The 20,185-nt window shown below is 66.6% G+C and carries 24 protein-coding genes; 4 read left to right on the top strand and 20 right to left on the bottom strand.

What is annotated here, in order from left to right; genetic code table 11:
* Positions 1 to 9: 9 nt before the first annotated feature.
* The 9 genes from HWN72_RS02810 to HWN72_RS02770 form a co-directional block, all read right to left on the bottom strand.
* Positions 10 to 366 (bottom strand): hypothetical protein, encoded by a 357-nt coding sequence (locus HWN72_RS02810; RefSeq protein ID WP_211149758.1) that lies wholly within the window; start codon positions 364 to 366, stop codon positions 10 to 12.
* A gap of 67 nt (positions 367 to 433) precedes the next feature.
* Entirely contained in the window at positions 434 to 775 is a 342-nt protein-coding gene (locus HWN72_RS02805) for a YnfA family protein (RefSeq protein ID WP_211149757.1), read from the bottom strand.
* Positions 772 to 1,410 carry a MarC family protein gene (locus HWN72_RS02800; RefSeq protein ID WP_008829351.1) on the bottom strand — a complete coding sequence of 213 codons (639 nt, stop codon included), beginning with the start codon at positions 1,408 to 1,410 and terminating at the stop codon, positions 772 to 774. Before HWN72_RS02800 ends, HWN72_RS02805 begins: the two co-directional genes overlap by 4 nt.
* A 10-nt stretch (positions 1,411 to 1,420) precedes the next feature.
* A complete protein-coding gene (locus tag HWN72_RS02795; RefSeq protein ID WP_248005767.1) occupies positions 1,421 to 2,110 on the bottom strand; it encodes a hypothetical protein in 690 nt (229 codons plus the stop codon).
* Positions 2,107 to 2,997, bottom strand: coding sequence for a bifunctional methylenetetrahydrofolate dehydrogenase/methenyltetrahydrofolate cyclohydrolase FolD (gene folD / locus HWN72_RS02790; RefSeq protein ID WP_211149756.1), 891 nt, complete (start codon positions 2,995 to 2,997; stop codon positions 2,107 to 2,109). The genes HWN72_RS02795 and folD overlap by 4 nt, the downstream gene beginning before the upstream one ends.
* Complete coding sequence (locus HWN72_RS02785; RefSeq protein WP_008832920.1) at positions 2,997 to 3,290, bottom strand: YggT family protein; 294 nt, start codon at positions 3,288 to 3,290, stop codon at positions 2,997 to 2,999. The genes folD and HWN72_RS02785 overlap by 1 nt, the downstream gene beginning before the upstream one ends.
* A 231-nt stretch (positions 3,291 to 3,521) precedes the next feature.
* Positions 3,522 to 4,073, bottom strand: coding sequence for a hypothetical protein (locus HWN72_RS02780; protein ID WP_008832919.1), 552 nt, complete (start codon positions 4,071 to 4,073; stop codon positions 3,522 to 3,524).
* 48 nt (positions 4,074 to 4,121) lie between these two features.
* Positions 4,122 to 5,021 carry an acetylglutamate kinase gene (gene argB, locus HWN72_RS02775; RefSeq protein WP_008832918.1) on the bottom strand — a complete coding sequence of 300 codons (900 nt, stop codon included), beginning with the start codon at positions 5,019 to 5,021 and terminating at the stop codon, positions 4,122 to 4,124.
* Positions 5,022 to 5,101: 80 nt separating this feature from the next.
* Entirely contained in the window at positions 5,102 to 5,764 is a 663-nt protein-coding gene (locus HWN72_RS02770; protein WP_008832917.1) for a queuosine precursor transporter, read from the bottom strand.
* 241 nt (positions 5,765 to 6,005) lie between these two features.
* Between HWN72_RS02770 and HWN72_RS02765 the strand changes: the two genes are divergently transcribed.
* The 3 genes from HWN72_RS02765 (at position 6,006) to HWN72_RS02755 (ending at position 8,781) form a co-directional block, all read left to right on the top strand.
* Complete coding sequence (locus HWN72_RS02765; protein WP_069709049.1) at positions 6,006 to 6,203, top strand: hypothetical protein; 198 nt, start codon at positions 6,006 to 6,008, stop codon at positions 6,201 to 6,203.
* Positions 6,204 to 6,527: 324 nt separating this feature from the next.
* Complete coding sequence (locus HWN72_RS02760) at positions 6,528 to 7,853, top strand: NupC/NupG family nucleoside CNT transporter (RefSeq protein ID WP_211149755.1); 1,326 nt, start codon at positions 6,528 to 6,530, stop codon at positions 7,851 to 7,853.
* Between the two features lie 148 nt (positions 7,854 to 8,001).
* A complete protein-coding gene (locus HWN72_RS02755) occupies positions 8,002 to 8,781 on the top strand; it encodes an SDR family oxidoreductase (protein WP_211149754.1) in 780 nt (259 codons plus the stop codon).
* Between the two features lie 6 nt (positions 8,782 to 8,787).
* Here the strand turns inward: HWN72_RS02755 and HWN72_RS02750 are convergent, their stop codons facing one another.
* The 11 genes from HWN72_RS02750 to HWN72_RS02700 form a co-directional block, all read right to left on the bottom strand.
* Positions 8,788 to 9,696 carry a DMT family transporter gene (locus HWN72_RS02750; protein ID WP_211149753.1) on the bottom strand — a complete coding sequence of 303 codons (909 nt, stop codon included), beginning with the start codon at positions 9,694 to 9,696 and terminating at the stop codon, positions 8,788 to 8,790.
* 129 nt (positions 9,697 to 9,825) lie between these two features.
* The gene (locus HWN72_RS02745) at positions 9,826 to 10,683 is read right to left on the bottom strand and encodes a S1/P1 nuclease (RefSeq protein ID WP_309141546.1); all 858 of its coding nucleotides are present in this window, start codon (positions 10,681 to 10,683) and stop codon (positions 9,826 to 9,828) included.
* Between the two features lie 2 nt (positions 10,684 to 10,685).
* Positions 10,686 to 11,351, bottom strand: a complete 666-nt coding sequence (locus tag HWN72_RS02740) for a glutathione S-transferase family protein (RefSeq protein ID WP_036529582.1) — start codon at positions 11,349 to 11,351, stop codon at positions 10,686 to 10,688.
* A gap of 198 nt (positions 11,352 to 11,549) precedes the next feature.
* Complete coding sequence (locus HWN72_RS02735) at positions 11,550 to 12,551, bottom strand: inorganic phosphate transporter (protein ID WP_008831756.1); 1,002 nt, start codon at positions 12,549 to 12,551, stop codon at positions 11,550 to 11,552.
* A gap of 10 nt (positions 12,552 to 12,561) precedes the next feature.
* Positions 12,562 to 13,695: a DUF47 family protein gene (locus tag HWN72_RS02730; RefSeq protein WP_008831757.1), complete on the bottom strand. Its 1,134-nt coding sequence runs from the start codon at positions 13,693 to 13,695 to the stop codon at positions 12,562 to 12,564.
* 371 nt (positions 13,696 to 14,066) lie between these two features.
* Positions 14,067 to 14,696 carry a ribosome biogenesis GTP-binding protein YihA/YsxC gene (gene yihA / locus HWN72_RS02725; RefSeq protein WP_008831758.1) on the bottom strand — a complete coding sequence of 210 codons (630 nt, stop codon included), beginning with the start codon at positions 14,694 to 14,696 and terminating at the stop codon, positions 14,067 to 14,069.
* Between the two features lie 23 nt (positions 14,697 to 14,719).
* Positions 14,720 to 16,483, bottom strand: coding sequence for a membrane protein insertase YidC (gene yidC / locus HWN72_RS02720; RefSeq protein WP_211149751.1), 1,764 nt, complete (start codon positions 16,481 to 16,483; stop codon positions 14,720 to 14,722).
* 81 nt (positions 16,484 to 16,564) lie between these two features.
* Positions 16,565 to 16,810, bottom strand: a complete 246-nt coding sequence (gene yidD, locus HWN72_RS02715; RefSeq protein WP_069709045.1) for a membrane protein insertion efficiency factor YidD — start codon at positions 16,808 to 16,810, stop codon at positions 16,565 to 16,567.
* Positions 16,807 to 17,196 (bottom strand): ribonuclease P protein component, encoded by a 390-nt coding sequence (rnpA, locus tag HWN72_RS02710; RefSeq protein WP_069709044.1) that lies wholly within the window; start codon positions 17,194 to 17,196, stop codon positions 16,807 to 16,809. Before rnpA ends, yidD begins: the two co-directional genes overlap by 4 nt.
* A 133-nt stretch (positions 17,197 to 17,329) precedes the next feature.
* Positions 17,330 to 17,464, bottom strand: a complete 135-nt coding sequence (gene rpmH, locus HWN72_RS02705; RefSeq protein WP_008831762.1) for a 50S ribosomal protein L34 — start codon at positions 17,462 to 17,464, stop codon at positions 17,330 to 17,332.
* Between the two features lie 68 nt (positions 17,465 to 17,532).
* On the bottom strand, positions 17,533 to 18,246 hold the full coding sequence (locus tag HWN72_RS02700; RefSeq protein ID WP_309141545.1) for an alpha/beta hydrolase: 714 nt from the start codon (positions 18,244 to 18,246) through the stop codon (positions 17,533 to 17,535).
* A 191-nt stretch (positions 18,247 to 18,437) separates the two neighbouring features.
* Between HWN72_RS02700 and HWN72_RS02695 the strand changes: the two genes are divergently transcribed.
* A complete protein-coding gene (locus HWN72_RS02695; RefSeq protein WP_211149750.1) occupies positions 18,438 to 19,946 on the top strand; it encodes a YifB family Mg chelatase-like AAA ATPase in 1,509 nt (502 codons plus the stop codon).
* The last annotated feature ends 239 nt before the right edge of the window (positions 19,947 to 20,185 follow it).

Here is a 20,185-nt window from a genome sequence, read left to right as displayed (position 1 = left end):
AAGCGCCCTTTACTTCACGCCGTTACGACTGCGCGCTGCGCCGACGAGGCTGTCGAGCGCCCGCGCCCGCATGTCGAGTTCGCGCGCCTCGGACTCCGTCAGGCCATCGCGGGAATAGCGCTCGGCCAGCGCATTTGTCTGGCGCGCTTCCTTGCGAAAGGCCTTTGCTTGCGGCCTGGAAAGTTGCCCCGCGTCACGGCCCCTCTCGATATTGCGCCAGGTCTCGCGCAGGTCCGGGCAATACGTGCCGGTTACGGCGGACGGCGTATCCACCCGCGCTCCGGCAGGCTCGTCGGCGACGATCTGCGCCATGACGGTCGCTGGCGACAGGACAAGAAAGGCGAGCGGCAGATAGCGTAGGGTCATCGGCGATCTCCACGCAGGAACTACCGAAGTGTGTGTGCGGGGCCTGAACGCCCGATGAACCGCGCCCTCAGCCCTTATGCGGCCCCAGCAGGATCACCGCCGCCCCGGCAAGGCAGAGCAGCGCGCCGCCCATGTCCCAGCGGTCCGGTCGCACGCCCTCGACCAGCCATAGCCACAGCAGCGCCGAGGTGATGTAGATGCCGCCGTAAGCCGCATAGGCCCGGCCCGCCTGCGAGGTGTCCACCAGCGTCAGCAGCCAGGCGAAGACCACCAGCGAGACGCAGCCCGGCACCAGCCACCAGACCGGCTTGCCCATCCGCAACCAGCCCCAGAACGCGAAGCAGCCACCGATCTCGGCCAGTGCGGCAAGGAGGTAGACGGCGGCGGTCTGGATCACGCCCCCGGTCATGCAGAAAGCAGCGTCGCCTTGACCCCGTCGATCACATACTGCGCCGCCAGCGCCGCCAGCAGCACGCCCAGCAGGCGGGTGATCACCGCCTCTACCTTGTCGCCCAGCACCTTCATCAGCGGCCCGGCGGCGGCAAGCGCGGCGAAGGCGAGCAGCATGACCGCGATCATCGCGCCCAGGATCGTCAGCGTCTGCTCGGTGCCGTGCGCGCGGCTGGTCAGCAGCATCATCGTCGCGATCGAGCCCGGCCCCGCCAGCATCGGCATCGCCATCGGGAAGACGGAGACGTCCTCGATCTCGGGCGTGGCGGCGTTGTGGGCGATGATCTTCTCGGCCCGCTCCTCGCGCCGCTGGGTGCGCTTCTCGAAGACCATGTCGATGGCGATCATGAACAGCATGATGCCACCGGCGATGCGGAAGGCGTCGAGTTCGATGTGCAGGGCGTTCAGCAGCGTCTTGCCGAACAGCGCGAAGACCACGAGGATGATCGCCGCGATCACGCAGGCGCGGGTCGCCATGGAGATTGCCTGCGCGCGGCTCGCCCCGGCGGAGAGCCCGGCGTAGATGGGCGCGCAGCCCGGCGGATCGATGACGACGAAGAGCGTGACGAAGGCGCTGAGGAAAAGCTCGTACATCCGCCCTACCCTAACCTTGCGGCGTCACCTTGTCCTCTACGATCGTGTCGAATTGCGTACCATTCCACAGTTGTACGCTGACGGTGCGGGCATCGTTGGCGCTCATGACCGTGACGTGCCAGCGCAAGGTGCCGTCGAGCGAGTTGCCGCCGGTGAAAGTGCGCGCGTCCACAGGCGGCGTACCCGGCGGCGGCGCGTCGGGGCGGCGGCCGCATTTCGCGACCCGCGCGGTGAGCATGTCGGGCTCCGGCAAGGCGCTCGGCAGGGTGTCGCCGTGGTCGAGGACCCAGCGGTACTCGCCCTTCTTCTGGCGCTGCCAGATGGTGGTGTACCAGCCCACCGAGCCATCCGGGCGCTGCCAGGCGCCCTTGGTGACGCCCAGCGTGCCGTCGCAGCTCATCCAGACCTGATGCGGCTCCCACTGCACGGGAGCGGCGGGGTCGGCCTGCTTCTTCAGCCAGTCCTGCGCCTGCACTTCCTGCGGCACGAACATGATTGCGGTATCGTCCGCGAATTCGCGGAACGCCTTCCACTGGCCCTTCTCGCGCGCGAGCCGGGCGAAGGCGATCTCCTCGGCAACGAGGGCGCTGGGGTTGGCCGTTCCCGTACCGGGCGGGAGGCGTCGCTTGGGCCGCGCATCGGTCTGGGCTGACGCAGCGAAAACCGCTACCAGCGCCAGACCGAGCGCGATCCGCTTCAAAGGGCAGTCTCGTCGAAGGCGAGCCCGGCATTGCGGTGCGCGGCGACGATGGTGTTGCGCAGCAGTACCGCGATGGTCATCGGCCCGACCCCGCCCGGAACCGGCGTGATCGCTCCCGCGACTTCGGCGGCCGAGGCGAAATCGACGTCGCCGACGAGCTTCGTCTTGCCTTCCTCGGCGCCGGGAACGCGGTTGATGCCCACGTCGATCACAGTCGCGCCGGGCTTGAGCCAGTCGCCCTTGACCATCTCGGGACGGCCGACCGCCGCCACCACGATGTCGGCGCGGCGCACCACCTCGGGCAGATCTTTGGTGCGGCTGTGCGCGACAGTGACGGTGCAGCTTTCCGCGATCAGCAGCTGCGCCATCGGCTTGCCGACGATGTTGGAGCGCCCGATCACCACCGCGTCGAGGCCCGAGAGCGAACCCAGCCGGTCCTTCAGCAGCATCACGCAGCCCAGCGGCGTGCAGGGCACGAAGCCTGACAGGCCGGTCGCCAGACGGCCGACGTTGACGACATGGAAGCCGTCGACGTCCTTGTCCGGGTTGATCGTGGCGATGACCTTCTGCTCGTTCATGTGTGCGGGCAGCGGCAGCTGGACGAGGATGCCGTCCACCGCCGGGTCGTTGTTGAGCTGCTCGACCACGGCCAGCAGATCCGCTTCGGAGGTATCGGCGGGCAGCTTGTGCTCGAAGCTGTTCATGCCCGCCGCAAGGGTCTGCTTGCCCTTGTTGCGCACGTAGACCTGACTGGCCGGGTCTTCGCCCACCAGCACCACGGCGAGGCCCGCCTTGCGGCCGCTCTTCGCCTCGAAGCCCACCGCAGCGGTGCCGACGCGGGCGCGCAGGCCCTCGGCGAAAGCCTTTCCGTCGATGACCTGGCTCATCAGTAGCCCGCCATGGCAAGGTTGCCGAAGATGATCTGCAGGATCTTGAGACCGATGATCAGCACCATCGGCGAGAAGTCGATCGCGCCGGTGTTGGGCATGATCTTGCGGATCGGCCGCAGGAGTGGCTCGAGGATCGCGTTCAGCGCGGTATAGACCGCCGACACGAACTGGTTGTGCATGTTGACCACGTTGAACGCGATCAGCAGCCCGAGCACGAACTGCACGATCACCACGAAGACGATGATGTCGATCAGGTAGCTGACGATCTGGAAAATGGTGAGGAACAGCAAGGCCGGCTCCTAGAATGACGTTGGGACAGCACGTTCGCACATGCGGCATGGTTCTGCGCGCGCTGATAGCCGAGCGGGTGGCCGGTGGGCAAGGGTCGTAAGCGGTTAAAGCCCACCCTGCCCCCTCCCGCAAGCGGGAGGGGAATGAGAGACCTGCGCTTCGCCCTCCCGCTCGCGGGAGGGCCGGAAGGCTTGGCCGCGCAGCGGCTTAGCCGGACGGGGTGGGCAATATTACTGCGTAAGCGTCGAAGTCCGCTCGATCCGCCAGTTGAGCTGGCTGCCGCTGGCGCCCGGCACGTCGTTCACGCGGCGCAGAACGATGGTCCCGCGCTTCGAGGTGCGCCCGTCGCCGAAGTCCACGACGATCGGCGCCTCGTAATAGAGCGAGCCCGCCGCGCCTTCCATGTCGCCCTTGCCGACCGCGAGGCGGGGCTTGGCACCGCCGAATTCGCCCTGCAGCTTCTGCGCCGTCATCTCGGCATCGAGGCTCCAGGCCTGAGCCGCGGCGTTCCAGTCGCCGATGCGCACGGCACTGACGTAGTAGCGCAGCAGTCGTTCGGGATCGCGGCGCTCGGTCAGGGCGGCGGTGTCGAGGGTGCTTGCGGCAGGCGCGGCCACGGACGTCGCGCCGTCCACCGGACCGACATCGACCACGGCATCGCCGGCATCCGCCGCCGCACTTGCGCTGTCGAGCACGGCCGGGTCCTCTCCCGCCTTACCGCAGGCGGCAAGGGCCAGCAACGAGCCGGAGAGCAGGACGGCGAGTGCAGCTTTGGTGCGCATGTGCTTCGAGACGCCTTTCAGTTCCTTGATCCCCCTCGCAAGGGTAGTTCAGCCCGCCCGGATGAGCGTACCTGCACCTTCCTGCGTGAATATTTCCAGCAACATGGCATGCGAAACCCGTCCGTCAAGGACGACGGCCGCCTCGCAACCCGCCTCGACCGCGTGAATGCAGGTCTCCAGCTTGGGGATCATGCCGCCCGAGATGGTGCCGTCTTCCTTCAGGCCCGCGATCGCGGCGGGGGTCAGGTCGGTCAGCAGCTCGCCCTGCTTGTCGAGCACGCCGGGCACGTCGGTCAGCAGGAACAGGCGCGATGCACCCAGCGCCGCGGCGATGGCGCCCGCCATCGTGTCGGCGTTGACGTTGTAGGTGCCGCCGTCCGGTCCGGCCGCGATTGGGGCGATGACCGGGATCATCCCCGCGCCCGAGATCGTCTCGATCACGCGGGTGTCGATGTGTTCGGGCTCGCCCACGAAGCCGAGATCGACCACCTGCTCGATCAGGCTGTCGGGGTCCTTGCGGGTGCGCGAGACCTTGCGCGCGGTGACCATGCCGCCGTCCTTGCCGGAGACGCCCATCGCCTTGCCGCCGGCCTTGGCGATCCAGCCGACGATTTCCTTGTTGATCGCGCCCGACAGCACCATCTCGGCCACTTCGGCGGTCGCCTTGTCGGTAATGCGCAGGCCATCGACGAACTGGCTTTCGACCCCGACCTTCTTGAGCATCGCGCCGATCTGCGGCCCGCCGCCGTGCACGACGACGACGTTGATGCCCACCGCCTTCAGCAGCACCACGTCCTCGGCGAAGTCCACCGCCTTTTCGGGATCGCCCATGGCGTGGCCGCCGTATTTGACCACGAACGTGCGCCCCGCATATCGCTGCATGTAGGGCAGCGCATCGACGAGGGTTTCGGCCTTGGCCAGCAGGGCGGGGTGGTGCGGATTCGACATGAGGGCGCTAATACCCCCCCACGCGCAATTTTGAACCCGCTTAACGTGATTTTTTCGGCGTAATCGTGCCGTTTATCGGCTCAGGAATCCAGTTTCCTGCCCAGCTTCACGAAGAACCAGATGAACGGCGGCACCATGATCGTCGAGAGCACCAGCTTCGAGATGATCTGGCCCTCCATGATCTGCACGATCGGCAGGCCGGTTCCGACGAAGGAAATGGTGATGAACAGCACCGTGTCGATCACCTGCGAGAGCATCGAGGCGATCCACGCGCGCACCAGCAACAGCTTGCCGCCAGCTTGCGACAGCTTCGAGAAGATCAGGACGTTCAGCGTCTGCGACACGCCGTAGGAGATCAGCCCGGCGAACTGCATCCGCGCGCCCTGCCCCAGCAGGCGGGCATAGGCCTCCTGGTCGCCCCAGAACGCAGCCGGCGGGACCACGTGGATCACGAAGGTCAGCAGCAGCATCGAGACGATCAGCGGGATGAACCCGAAGCGCACCAGCTTGTTGGCGGTGTCCGGTCCGTGCAGTTCGGCGATGGCGCTGGAGAGCACCACCAGCAACAGGAACGCGAAGATCCCCGATTCGACCGCGAGGTCGCCCAGCACCGGCCAGTGGCCGAGCGAAGCCAGCTTGGTCCCCAGCACTCCCGCCAGCACGACGAGGCCGCCGTAGAGCAGCGAGAAGACGAAAAGCGAGCGGGTGATGATGGGCGCAGGCGCAGTGACGGGTCGATCCATCGCCTCCCTGTAACGGGCAAAGCGGCGTTGGACTAGGGTTCGGTGGAGAAAATGCGAGCCCCGTCGCATCCTCCCTGTCGCGAAGCGATGGGGAGGTGGCAGGCGCGCAGCGACTGACGGAGGGGCTTTCCGCCCGCTCCACCACCGACTGCGTCGGCGGTCCCCCTCCCCATCGCTGCGCAACGGGGAGGATGCGGCGGGGTCATCGCTATCGTCTAGCCGCCGTGCTAGCCGCCTCGCCATGACCGAAGACGAAGACAATGCCCTCACCCGCCCCCAGCGCCGCCTGCTGCGCCGCCTCTACAACGGCCGCACCGAGCCTGTCGTCGCGGATGACAAGCCGTTCCTGACTTACAAGGAGGCCAGTAGATACCTCCTGTCGCTGGACGCCGAAGCGCGCGAGGCAGCCTATCTGGAGATGAAGCGACAGGCCGGGTAGCTTTCCTACAAGGGCGCCGCCGCGTACTATTCCCGTCGCCCGTCCGCCGGCCACAAGGTTACACCCGATGCCCTGCAAGGTGACACATCGCTGCCCCAAGGTGACACTTTTCACGCACAAGGTGACACCCGCACTCACGCATTTGCGCCAATCACGCCCCTGCCCCGTCGCAAGGTGACACCTTCTTCGCCCTGGACAGTGTAAACCGTGTAAACCTGTCACCTTGCGGGACACACGGCCGCGAAACCCTCTAGCCCTGCGTCCCTCGCGCCTCTAGGGTCGGCGGCTGTTTCCCCCCTTCCTCTCCCGGAGCCAAGCGCCTCGATGCATGTCGCCTACAGCCTGATCGGCATCGTTCTAATCATGGCGGCAGCCTTCCTGCTCTCGACCGACCGCAAGGCGATCCGCCCGCGCGTCGTCTGCGCGGCTTTCGCGCTGCAGGCGGGCCTTGCCGCGCTGGTGCTCTACGTGCCGTTCGGCAACCGCATGCTGCGCGGCGCCGCCTCGGGCGTCGAGGGGCTGCTGAGCTACGCGCATGAAGGCGTGACCTTCCTGTTCGGCCCGCTCGCCTCACCCGAGATCGGCGGCACCAGCTTCGCCATTGCAGCGCTGCCGGTGATCATCTTCTTCGCCTCGCTGATCTCCATCCTCTACTACCTGAAGATCATGCCGCTGGTGGTGCGCTGGCTGGGCGGTGCGCTGGAGAAGGTGACCGGGATCAGCAAGGTCGAAAGCCTTTGCGCGGCCTCCAACATCTTCGTGGGCCAGAGCGAGGCGCCGCTGGTGATCCGCCCCTACCTCGCCTCGCTGAACCCCTCGCAGCTGTTCTGCGTGATGACGGTGGGCTTGGCAGGCGTGGCGGGCACGATCCTGGCCGCCTATGCCTCGATGGGCATCCGCATCGACTACCTCGTCGCCGCCGCCTTCATGTCGGCACCGGGCGGCATCTTCATGGCCAAGATGATCATGCCCGACCCGCGCCCCGGCACCGTGTCGGAAGCCGAGGTCCATGAGAGCACCCTGCCTCCCGCCGGTGCCGCCGCCGCCGCGATGAACCGCGCCGACGTCACCCACCTCCCCGGCGTCCACGTCGACGAGCCCGAAGCCGTCGAGCACGAGGAGGAAAAGCCCGCCAACATCATCATGGCCGCATCGCAGGGTGCGCAGACCGGCGTGAAGCTGGCGGTCGCGGTGGGCGCGATGGTTCTCGCGTTCGTGGCGCTGATCGCGCTCGCCAACGGCTTCGTCGGCTGGGCGGCGGGGCTCTTCGGCTTCCAGGGCGTGACGTTCCAGTCGCTGCTGGGCTATATCTTCGCGCCGATCTTCTACCTGCTGGCGACCCCCGACTGGACCGAGGCGCTGCACGCAGGCGGCCTGTTCGGCACCAAGATCGTGCTCAACGAATTCGTCTCGTTCATCGAACTGGGCAAGGACGGCCTGCTTTCGCCCCGCACCGTGGCGGTGGTGACGTTCGCGCTGTGCGGCTTCGCCAACTTCTCCTCGATCGCAATCCAGATGGCGGTAACCGGCGGACTTGCCCCCAACCAGCGCCCGATCATCGCGAAGCTGGGCATCCGCGCGCTGGCGGCGGGCAGCCTGTCGAACCTGATGAGCGCAGCGCTGGCGGGGCTGTTCCTCACCGTCGCCTGAAGCATTTTCTAATCAGGTGGAAACACCTGATGACTCGGAAAATGCGATAAACAATTGACTTAGAGCGGTCCGTCCCGGCGATGTTGCCCCGGGGAAACTGGACAGTCGCTCGCGCCTTAGGTCTTCTCCGCGATGAGAGGACCAGACCATGACCGACCGATTCCGCGAGACTTACGGCGCCACCGCGCTGGTGACGGGCGCTTCTTCAGGGATCGGCCTAGCCTTCGCCGAGGAACTGGCCGACCGGGGCTTCCACCTCGTCCTCACCGCGCGCCGGACCGACCGGCTCGACGCGCTGGCGGAGCGGCTGGCGTCCTCGCACGGCACCCGGACCACCGTGCTCGGTGCGGACCTCGGTGACCCGGCGACTCCCGCGCGGATACTCGAGGCGACCGAGGGCACCGACATCGGCCTCGTCGTCAGCAATGCCGGCTTCAACATCAAGGGCGCGTTCGAGGCGCAGGACCCGGCCGCGATGGCGCGGATGCTCACCGTCAACTGCCACGCGCCGATGCAGCTGGCCCACGGTCTGATCCCCCGCCTCAAGGCACGGGCGAGCGGAGGTCTGATCTTCACCGCCTCGGTCGAGGGCCTGATCGGCTGCCCGTACTCGGCGGCATACTCCGCCACCAAGGCGCTGGTCGTGGCGCTGGGCGAGGCGCTCTGGGGAGAGATGCAGGGCACCGGCGTGGACGTGCTGACGCTCTGCCCGGGCGCTACCGAAACCGAGGCGACCGCCGGGATGGAGGGCATCGCCAACCTGCAAAGCCCGGCCGAAGTCGCGCGCCTCGCCCTCGACAACTTGCGCGAGGGACCGATCTTCGTACCGCACGCGCATTACCGCGCCATGTTCGATGCCCTGCGCACCCGTCCCCGCCGCGAGGCACTGGCGGGCATGGCGGAAGGGATGCGAAAGCGCCTCGGCTGAGCCGCCTCAGACGGAACGCCTGCGCATCAGTTCCGCGGCCGACAGCACGATCCCCGCGAGGATCAACGCCATGCCGAGGAAGTGGTAGCCTTCCAGCCGCTCGCCCAGCAGCAGCGCGGAGAGCAGTGCACCGAACAGCGGCATCAGCGTGATCGCCTGCCCGGCCCGCGCCGCGCCCAGTTGCACCGTCGCGGCGTTATAGATGAAGTAGGCCAGCACCGACGGGAAAATGCCGACGTAGAGGAAGGCCGCAAGCACCTTCGGGCTCCAGGCGACGACCAGCCCCCGCGCCGCTTCCGATGCTGCCAGCGGCGCCATGACGACCGCGCCGATCAGGAAGACCATGAGCAGGAAGCTCGCCGGCGCGATCGGCGGCCGCTTACGCAAGAGCACGGTGTAGAGCCCCCATACCACGACGCCGCACAGCACCAGCGCATCGCCGATGCCAAGCCGCAATGTCGCCAGCGCGGATACGTCACCCCGGAACACGATGGCGACGACCCCGATGGTGGACAGTGCGACGCCCGCCTGGTGCAGCGCCCCCGCCCGCGTTCCGAAGATCATGCGATCGAGCACCAGTACCAGAGCCGGAATCGACGCCTGCAGCAGCAGGGCATTGGCCGCGCTCGTATGATGTAGCCCGGAGTAGACGAACGAATTGAAGCAGACGATGCCGAGGAACCCCAGCGCCGCGATCCAGCGCCATCCCGCGACTATCGCCGCGCGCTCCGCCCAGGCCTGCCGCGCCGCGAACGGCAGCAGGATCAGCACCGCGATGAGCCAGCGCCCGAACGCGAGCGTGAACGGCGGAATGTCGTCCCGCACCGCGCGGCCGGTGATCGAATTGCCAGCCCAGAACAGCATCACAAGGCCGAGCAGCAGAAAGGCCCGGGTGTGAGAGGGAGACTTGGACACGGCTGCTCCATTCGTCGTCCCGGACTTGATCCGGGACCAGTGGCTATCTTTAGGCACAACCTCGCTGCCGGCGCCGCAAGATGGGCTGTTCACGGCCAGCGGTCCCGGATCAGGTCCGGGACGACGCCATTATGCCAGCGCCTTGTCGAGCATCTGCGCCAGACGCAGCCCCGCCCGCTCGATGCGTTCATCGACGATCGGAATCGTCTGTTCGATCGCAGCGTTGGTCCAGACGATCTTCTGCGGCTCCTTGACGTCGCCCCCCACGTGACAGGGCAGCTTGCCGCCGAAAGCCAGCGGATAGAGCACATCGCGGCTGATCTCGTAGCTCTCGCGGGTCCAGTCTTCCAGCGTGCCGGTCGCCAGCCGCGCCTTTTCGGCCGCGCTGTAGACGCGCACCAGCGGCGGACGGGCGGAGGTGATCGCGCGCTCGGCCAGCGTCGTGTCCCAGATCGAGTGCAGGTTGCGGCCCGGCGCGTCGCCGTAATCGGCCTTCACCGCGTTGCCGCCCTGGTCCTCGTTCTCGCCGATATGCAGCGGCTGGTGAATGTCGCCGACGAAGTGGACGAGGAAGACCAGCGCTTCGAGCCGCAGCACCGGCGCCAGCTTGTGGTTGGCCAGCAGCTTCTCGTCGCGCTCGATCTGCGCGGTGGCGCACATGCCGTCGCGGCACAGTTGCTTGAGGTCGAAAGTCCCGCAGACCGGCTGGTCGTGGTAGTGCCAGGAATTCTGGTAGGCCCAGCGCCAACGCTCGCCCTTGATGCAGTCGGGCCAGGTCGCGGCGTCCTCGATCGTGCGCATCGAGCACTTGGGCGTGTCCATCTCGCGCTCGTGGGCGAGCAGCTTGCGGATGGCGACGCGGGTGGCAGGGCGAACGTTGGCCATGGCGATGCCCGCCACGGTTCGGTGCCCCATCGCGCCCCAGGCGAAAGCCGGGCTGGATACGATCGTCGCAAGAGCGGCGAGGAGAAGGAGAACTTTGCGCATCATCAGGCCACCGGGTGCTCGTACTGTTCGATGACCCAGTCCTCCGCCTCGGCGGCGGCGATCCAGGCCTGCATCCATTCGTGCTCCCACACCGCCTGCATGTAGGCCTGCGCGAAGCCGGGCACGCCGATGCCGTACGTCAGGAAGCGGCTGACGACGGGGGCGTAGAACACGTCCGCCGCGCCGAAGGTGCCGAACAGGAACGGCCCGCCCTTGCCGAACCGCGCCCGCGCCTCGGCCCAGAGGGTGAGGATGCGCACGATGTCGGTGCGGGTCTCGTCCTCCAGCCCCGGCAGTTCGACGCGCGAGCGGATGTTCATCGGGCAATTGCGGCGCAGCGACAGGTAGCCGGAGTGCATCTCCGCCACCATCGATCGCGCCATGGCGCGGGCGGCGTCCTGCTTGGGCCAGAAGCGATCGCGGCCAACCTTGTCCGCAAGGTAGTCGACGATGGCGAGCGAATCCCACACCACCGCCTCGCCATCCCACAGGATCGGCACTTTGCCGTGGCTGGGGGCAAGGTCGTCGGAGGACTTCTTGAAGGCTTCCCATTCCTCGCCGAACAGGGGGACGGTGATCTCGTCGAAATGCAGGCCCGACTGTTTGCAGGCAAGCCAGCCGCGCAGCGACCAGCTGGAATAGTTCTTGTTGCCGATGATGAGCTTCACGGGACGGCGTTCCTCGGGATGGCTGAACAAGCGGCCTAGTGGCTGGGGGGCGCTGTGTCGAGGTGAAGAAAAGGCCCACCCCCAGCCCTTCCCGCAAGCGGGAGGGGAGAAGATGCGCAAAGCCCTCCCGCATGCGGGAGGGCCGGGAGGCTTGGCAGCTTGCCTGCCTAGCCGGACGGGGTGGGTATCAGCCCGCCCTCAGAACGCCCGCGTGATCATGTAGAACAGCGCACCCACCGCCGCACTGGCGGGGATGGTCACGAACCAAGCCACGATGACCCGGCTCGCCACCGACCAGCGCACCGCACTCGACCGCCGCGCCGCGCCGGTGCCGACGATCGAGCCGGTGATGGCGTGCGTAGTCGAGACCGGAATGCCCAGCGCCGACGCCCCGAACACCACGATGGAGCCCGCCGTGGAAGCACAGAACCCCGAGTGGTGATTGAGCTTGGTCAACTTGGAGCCCATCGTCTTGATGATCTTCCAGCCGCCCGAAAGCGTGCCCAGCGAAATCGCCAGGTAGCACGACAGCACCACCCAATGCGGCACATGAAAGCCCCCGGACATGTGCCCGGTCGAGTAGAGCAGCACGGCGATGATGCCCATCGTCTTCTGCGCATCGTTGCCGCCATGGCTGATCGAGTAGGCCGCGCTGGAGAGCAGGTGGAGGCTCTTGAAAATGCCGTTCGACTGGCGTGGGGACGTGCCCTTGAACAGCCAGCTGGTCAGCAGCATCAGCGCCATCGCGATGACGAACCCGAGCACCGGGGAGACGAAGATCGCCGCGATCGTCTTCACCGTGCCCGAGCTTTCGACCACCGCGAAGCCGCCGTGCGCCATGCCGGCGCCCAGCAACCCGCCGATCAGCGCGTGGCTGGAACTGGAAGGGATGCCCTTGATCCAGGTCAGGACGTTCCAGAACATCGCCCCCACCAAGGCACCGAACACCACGGCCGGGGTGACGGCATCGACGTTGATGATGCCCTTGCCCACCGTCTCGGCGACGTGGAGGCCGACGAAGAAGTAGGCGAGGAAGTTGCCGGCGGCGGCGAACAGCACCGCGAAGACCGGCGAGAGCAGCCGCGTCGCCACCACCGTCGCGATGGCATTGGCGGCATCGTGCAGCCCGTTGAGGAAGTCGAACGCCAGCGCGAGCGCGACGAGGCCGATCAGCAGCGGCAGGGCAAGGCTGTGGTCCATGGTCGGGCCTTTACGAGTGGTCGATGACCAGCCCGTCGATCTCGTTCGCGAGGTCCTCGAAACGATCGACCACGCGCTCGAGGCGCTTGAACATCTCCTGCCGCACAAAGAAGTGCATCGGGTTGGTCAGGTCCGCCTTGAACAGGCGCTTGAGCCCGGCCGCGTGGATCTCGTCGGCGTGGCCTTCCATGCGCACGAGGCGCTCGGTCAGTTCGTGGAGGCGGTGGCCGTTGTCGCCGATCTTGCGCAGCAGCGGGATCGCCTCGGCGGTCAGGCGCGCGGCATCGACGATGATCGCGGCCATGTCGATCATCTCGGGCTCGAACTCGCTCACCTCGTAGAGATCGCAGGCATTCGCCGTCTGCTGCATCTCGTCGATGGCATCGTCCATCGTATTGATGAGGCTGGTGATGGCCGAGCGATCAAACGGCGTCAGGAAGCTGCGGCGCACCGTCTGCAGAACTTCGCGGGTGATGTCGTCGGCGTCGTGCTCGCGCTCGGCGATCTCGCGGATGTGCTGGGCGCGGCCCGGACCACCCTGCGCCAAGCGGGCGAGCGCGTCGGCGCCGGCCACCAGCGTGGCGGCCTGCTTCTCGAACAGGTCGAAGAAGTTGCCCTGCTCGGGCAGCAGCTTCTGGAACCAGGCGAACATGGCATTGACCCCTGTCTTGCTTGCCACCGTGTCCACGGCTGCGCCCAGGAAGCGCGCGGGACTGGCGGCGGCGCGGAATTCACGTGCGCCGAAGGAACGTATGAGGGCGCGAAGGTCCTCTTCGTCGACCGCCCTAGCCGCTTCCTCCAGCGAGAACCAGCGCCGTTCGCGCTGGTGCTGCTCGTCCCATGTGGAAAGCTCGTCGGTGACCGCGAACGGATAGACATCGACGTCCGCCCATACCGAGGCGCCTGAATTGCGCTGCTTACGGTAGCGGTAGGAGCCCAGCGGCACTGGACAGGTCGCGCCCAGCACACCTGCTTCCTCTTCCGCTTCCTTCGAGGCGGCGGCGTGCGGTTGCAGCCCCTTCATCAGCCCGCCCTTGGGAATCACCCAGCGGCGGGTGCTGCGCGAGGTGATGAGCAGAATCTGGATCGGCGCGTCGACGGCGGGACCGACGGTGCGGTAAGGAAGAACGGCAATCTGGCGCATATGGGCGAGATTCCTTTCATCCCTCGACGCGTGAAGCTGCGCCCCATAGGGGACGGCGCGCCGTCATGCAAATGTCACAAACAGAGACACGGTCTCGATTGTGGACTCGAATGATGAAAGGATGATTTCCGCAACGCTACGCGGCCGGCGCTGGCGTCGTCCCGGACCTGATCCGGGACCGCTGGGTACTCTTGAGGCGATAGCTTGCGATGGGCCACTGCGGCGCTGCGCGACATGTCCAGATCGAGCAGCTTTGCCAGCGATCGCGGCATTCGCCGGGATGGCGATTGGACACTCCCCAATCCCACCCCGGACTTCCCAACCTCGCTCAGGCTGAGCTTGTCGAAGCCCCCGCCGCGCGCGGAAGTGGTTCAGAGTTCCGAATCGCCCAGCACGGCAGCGCGCAGTTCCTCGATCCCGAGGCCCTTTTCGGAACTGGTAACATGGACCACCGGGAACGCGGCGGGATGCTTGCGGGCTTCAGCGATAGTGGCGGCGTGGACCGCTTCCAGTTCGCTGGCCTTGATCTTGTCCGCCTTGGTCAGGACGAGGCGATAGCCCACCGCCGCCTGATCCAGCATCTCCATCATGTCGAGATCGACCTGCTTCACGCCGTGGCGCGAATCGATCAGCACCAGCGTGCGCTTGAGTTCCACACGGCCACGCAGGTAGTCGCGCACCAGACGGCGCCAGGTCTCGACAACCTTGGGCGGCGCCTTGGCGAAGCCGTAGCCCGGCATGTCGACGAGGCGGAACTTGAGCGGTTCGGCCACGTCGAAAAAGTTCAGCTCCTGCGTGCGGCCCGGCGTCACCGAAGTACGCGCGATCGCCTTGCGGCCGACCAGTGCGTTCAGCAGCGAGGACTTGCCCACGTTCGACCGGCCCGCAAAGGCGATCTCCGGCGCATCGGGATCGGGCAGGAACTGCAGCGACGGTGCCGACTTCAGGAACGTCACCGGTCCCGAGAACAGCTTGCGCGCGCGCTCCGTCAGTTCTGCCATTTCTTCATTCACGCGATCATCACTCACTTTGTACGGGCCGCCGCGCGTGCCTTGTCGGCCGCGTCCTTCTCGGCTTGCGCCTTGAGCTGCGGATGGCGGCTGTAGAGGAACTTCTGCTGCGCGATGGTCAGGATGTTGGAGGTGATCCAGTAGACCAGCAGGCCCGAGGCGAAAGGCGCCATCACGAACATCATGAACCACGGCATCAGCTTGAACACCTGCTGCTGCGCCGGGTCCATCTGGGCCGGGTTGAGCTGGAACTGCAGATACATCGTCGCGCCGAGCAGCAGGGCGAGCAGGCCGATCGCCAGGAAGCTGGGCGGATCGAACGGCAGCAGGCCAAACAGGTTCAGGATGTGCAGCGGATCCGGAGCCGAAAGGTCCTTGATCCACAGCACGAAGGGCTGGTGGCGCATCTCGATGGCCAGGATCAGCGTCTTATAGAGCGCGAAGAACACCGGGATCTGCAGGAACATCGGCAGACAGCCTGCGAGGGGATTGACCTTCTCCTGCTTGTAGAGGGCCATGATCTCCTGCTGCTGCTTCTGCTTGTCGTCCTTGTAGCGCTCCTGGATCGCCTTCATCTTCGGCTGGATCGCGCGCATCGCCGCCATCGAGGCGAACTGGCGCTGGGCGACCGGGAACATCATGCCGCGCACGATGAGGGTCAGCAGGATGATGGCTACGCCGAAGTTGCCGACGAGGCTGAACAGCTTGGTGAGCAGCCAGAAGATCGGCTTCTCGAACCATCGGAACCAGCCCCAGTCGATCGCGAGGCCGAAGTTGGCGATGCCCTGCGCCTCGTAGGCGTCAAGCACCTTGTGCTCCTTGGCGCCCGCGAAGATCTTGGTCGTCACGCTCTGGCGCGTGCGCGGCTGGATCACTGCCTGATCGTATACCACGTCGGCGCGGAAGATCTGGTTGCCGAGCGAACGGAACGTGCTCTCCGCCTTCGCGCCCACGGGAATGAGGGCCGACATCCAGTAGATGTCGGTGAAGCCGATCCAGTCGGTGCGGCCCGCTTCGTTGACGGTGCCGGCTTCGGCCACGTCCTTGTAGTTGGTGCCGAAGGTCACCGAACCGTCGAAGGCGCCGATCGGCCCCGAATGGACGTTCCAGGTATCGAGGCTTGCAGTCTTCTCGGTACGGTTGACGAGCGCGAAGGGCTTGACCGAAACCGCGCCGCCGCCCGTGTTCTCGACGGTCTGCTGCGCGGTGATCATGTAGTTCTGGTCGATCGAGTACGTGATCGCGAAGCGCTGGCCGGTGGGGTTCGCCCAAGTCAGGGTCACCGGGGTGGTCGGGGTCAGCGTGGCGTTCGCGGGCGCGGTCCAGACGGTCGAGGCGGTCGGCGCGGCGACGCCGCCCTCACCCAGCCAGCCGACCTGTGCAAACTGCTGCGCGGGAGTCCCCGCGGGCGAGAAGATGCGGACCGGGCCGGAATTCTTCTCGACCGTTTCGCGGTGGCGATTGATCACGAGGTCGTCGACGATCGCGCCGGTCAGGTTGATAGAGCCCGAGAGGCCGGGCGCGGAAATCTTCACGCGGCCCGGAGCAGCCAGCTCGGTCTTGAGGTCGGTAGCTTCCAGCGTGCGGTCGGCGGCATCCATCAGGCCACCTTCGCGCGTCGGCTTGGTGGGACTGGAGGCGTTCTTGGCGCCGCCGGACTCGACGATCTGCGTCGGGGTCTTGGCCTGCGGATAGAAATAGCCGACCCCGGCCTCCCAGCCGAAGAGCACGAGCGCGGTCAGTACGACCGCAAGGATGATGTTACGCTGGTTTTCCACGAAAGCCTGTTTCCTGCCCGTATCTTCGTCTCGGCGGCGGCCATGTGGGGCCGCCGGCATCACTTCGCCAGTATCTAAGGTTCAGTCCGGCACGGGATCGTGCCCGTGCCCACCCCAAGGATTGCAGCGCAATAGACGCCACAGCGCCAGCAATCCACCCTTGATCGCACCATGCTTGCGAACCGCGATAATCGCGTACTGCGAACAGGAGGGGGAGTAGCGGCAGGTGGGCGGCATGATCGCCGAAGGACCGAGTTGCCACAATCGCGCGACCCCGATGATCGCCAGCCCCGGAAGCGAGACGAGGAAGGCGAGAACCTTGGTCATTTGCGAGGACCGCGCCTGCGATTCGGCTGGCGAGGGGCGTCCCCCTTGCCGTCCCGCGCCCGTCCCAGCGCGGCGACGAGTTCGCCGCGCAGCTTTTCGAAGTCGCGCTCGACCCCGCCTTCGCGGCCGATCAGGACGTGGTCGGTGTCAGCCAAGCCATGCTCGGGGAGCAGTTCGCGCAGCAAGGCGCGGAAACGCCGTTTCATGCGGTTGCGCACGACGGCATTGCCGATCTTCTTGGTCACCGTGATCCCGGCGCGCCGTCCCAGCCCGTCATTGCGGTTGGCCAGCAGCACGAAACCGGGACGCGCGACTCGCAGGCCGCGATTGGCGGCGAGAAAGTCCGAACGACGGCTCAGGACCGTGTAGGCGTCAGCCTGCTTCATGACAGCTCGAACGTCGGGACATGGCGATTCGCGCCAAAACAAAACGGCGCCAGCCCATGCCCTCGCGCAAGGCGAGAGCGTGGGCTGGCGCCGCTTATGGCAGGAGCTTTGCGCCCCTGCCGATCCCGGCGGATTAGGCCGAGAGCTTGGCGCGGCCGCGAGCGCGACGCGCGCGCAGAACCTTGCGGCCACCGACGGTCGCGGTGCGGGCACGGAAGCCGTGACGACGGGCGCGAACAAGGTTGCTCGGCTGGAAAGTGCGCTTCATGTCAGTCCTCGAAAATCTAACAAAAAGGGCCGCCCAAACCGGACGACCATGGAAATCGTTGGCCGCCGTTACTGGAACGACGGGATTGAGTCAACAACAGCCGCAAGCTGGACGAACTGAAAACGCGGGCTCACGTCCACTTTCACCTCGTCGAGTTGCACCCATGCACTCATCTCTCCCGCATCGAGCCAGCGCGCCGAAGCGAAGGGCACCGAATTGGTCATGGCATAGAACGCCTGCGCCTCGGCCGCATTCATGCCCATGGCGCGGTAGTAGTCGATGTAGCGGCGATTCTCGGGGGCATTGGCGGCATAGTCCGAGGGCTCGAGCCCGGTGTCGTCCTGCCAGGAATGCACCGCGAACTCGGAGCCCGGATCGGCGTAGCGCCGTGCGCCCGCCAGGAACAGTTCTACCCCGCCCGAACGCACCGACCCTCCCGCCGGAACATGGGTGACGATGCCACTGCGGCGAATCATCTGGCCGACCTGCAGGTTGGCGAGGTCGTCTTCGGTGCCGGGGCAGTCGATCATCTCGATCGTGGCAATTCCGGGATGGTCGCGCAGCATCGCGGTGAACTGCCCGGGCGTGCGCGCGTCGGTGACATCGACCAGCGCCGCCCGGCCCTCGTCCAGCACGCGGAACGGACCGTAGGCCGGACCTTGCGGAATCGCAGGCGCTTCGATCGCGGTAGTGAAAAGGGTGCGCTCGCCCCCGGTAACGACGGAATCGGTGACCTCGTCGACAGTCTCGTACTCGATTACCTGCGCCGACAGGGGGGACACGGCGAAAAGGGCGACCAGAGCAAGACTTGCGGAAAGCGAGCGCATCACAAGTCTATGCCGGGAACACCCTTACCCTCTTCCTCACGGGTCCGGTTAAAGTGCTGTAAGGTATATTTTTGAACATGGCGCCGCCGCGAGCGGGCCTTACTAGACGAGGTCTTCTTCGCAATTCTTGCAGAAAGGCCCTTCCCTTGGTCGCCATCGTCTCGACCGTCGCGTACCTCGGGCTCGAGGCGCGTGCCGTCGAGGTCCAGTGCCAGATCGCGCCGGGAATGCCGGGCTTCACGCTCGTCGGCCTGCCCGACAAGGCGGTGCGCGAAAGCACCCAGCGGGTGAGCGCGGCGCTCACCGCGATGGGGTTGGCGCTGCCGCCCAAGCGGATCATCGTCAACCTCTCCCCCGCCGACCTGCCCAAGGAAGGCTCCCACTTCGACCTGCCGGTAGCGCTGGCGCTGCTGGCGGCGATGGGCGTGGTCGATGCCGAGCAACTGGGCGATTTCGTGGCCGTGGGCGAACTCGCGCTCGATGGCCGGGTGATCCCCTCTCCCGGCGTATTGCTGGCGGCGATCCACGCCAGCGAGCACGAGAAGGGCCTGATCTGCCCGGCCTCGCAAGGCTCGGAAGCGCGCTGGGCCAGCGGGGTGCCGGTCGTCGCGGCGCCCAACCTCATCAGCCTGCTCAACCACTTGCGCGGCATCCAAGTGCTGCAGACGCCACCGCTGGGCGAGGTCGAAACGCGGGCAGGCGGCCCCGATCTCCGGCAGGTCAAGGGACAGGAAACCGCCCGCCGCGCACTAGAGATCGCGGCTGCGGGCGCGCACAACCTGTTGATGGTCGGGCCACCGGGTGCGGGCAAGTCGCTGCTCGCATCGTGCCTGCCCGGCGTCTTGCCCGAACTCACCCCGGCCGAAGCGCTGGAGGTATCGATGGTCGCCTCGGTAGCGGGCACGCTGGAGGGCGGGCGGATCAGCCGTGCCCGGCCGTTTCGCGCGCCGCATCACTCCGCCTCGATCGCCGCTCTGACCGGTGGCGGGATCAAGGTGCGGCCGGGTGAAGTTTCGATGGCGCACCTCGGCGTCCTGTTCCTCGACGAACTGCCCGAATTTCAGCGGCAGGCCCTCGATTCGCTGCGCCAGCCGCTGGAAAGCGGCGAAGTCACCGTCGCCCGCGCCAATGCCCATCTCACGTATCCCGCACGAGTCCAGTTGATCGCGGCGATGAACCCATGCCGGTGCGGCTACATGGGCGACCCCGCCCTTGCCTGCAGCCGCGCGCCGCGCTGCGGGGCGGATTACCAGAGCAAGGTTTCCGGGCCGCTGCTCGACCGGATCGATCTTCACGTCGAGGTAGATCCCGTCCGCGCCGTCGATCTCGCCCTCCCGCCACCAAGCGAAGGCAGCGTGCAGGTCGCCGCCCGGGTGGCTCAGGCGCGCGAGATTCAGGCGGAGCGACTGAACGGCACCAAGGCGCGCACCAATGCCGAACTCGACGGCGACCTGCTGGAAGCCCACGCCACCCCGGACGAGGCCGGACGCCGCCTGCTGATGCAGGCCGCCGAAGCGATGCGCCTCTCCGCGCGCGGCTACACCCGCATCCTGCGCACCAGCCGCACGATCGCCGATCTGGCGGGGGCGGGTCAGGTCACCCGCATCCATGTCGCCGAGGCGCTGAGCTATCGCCGCCGTGCTCCGGTGGGGTGAGAGCCCGCGCAAGGTGACAGGGTTTACACGGTTGACACGGTCCAGAGAGAAAGGTGTCACCTTAGGGCCGGAAAGTGTCACCTTAGAGCCGCAAGGTGACACATTTTGCGTGCGATGTGTCACCTTGCGCGAGTGAGGTGTCACCTTGCGGTGTAACCTTGTGGTGGGAGTTGAGCGACGGACGGTCATGAGCGCAGTGTATCGGAGTGCCCGTTGTGTAGGAAAGCCGACCTTCGGCA

The organism is Novosphingobium sp. HR1a (assembly GCF_015594425.1).
Taxonomy (GTDB): Bacteria; Pseudomonadota; Alphaproteobacteria; order Sphingomonadales; family Sphingomonadaceae; genus Novosphingobium; species Novosphingobium resinovorum_A.
This window is presented reverse-complemented; position numbering and strand designations above follow the sequence as displayed.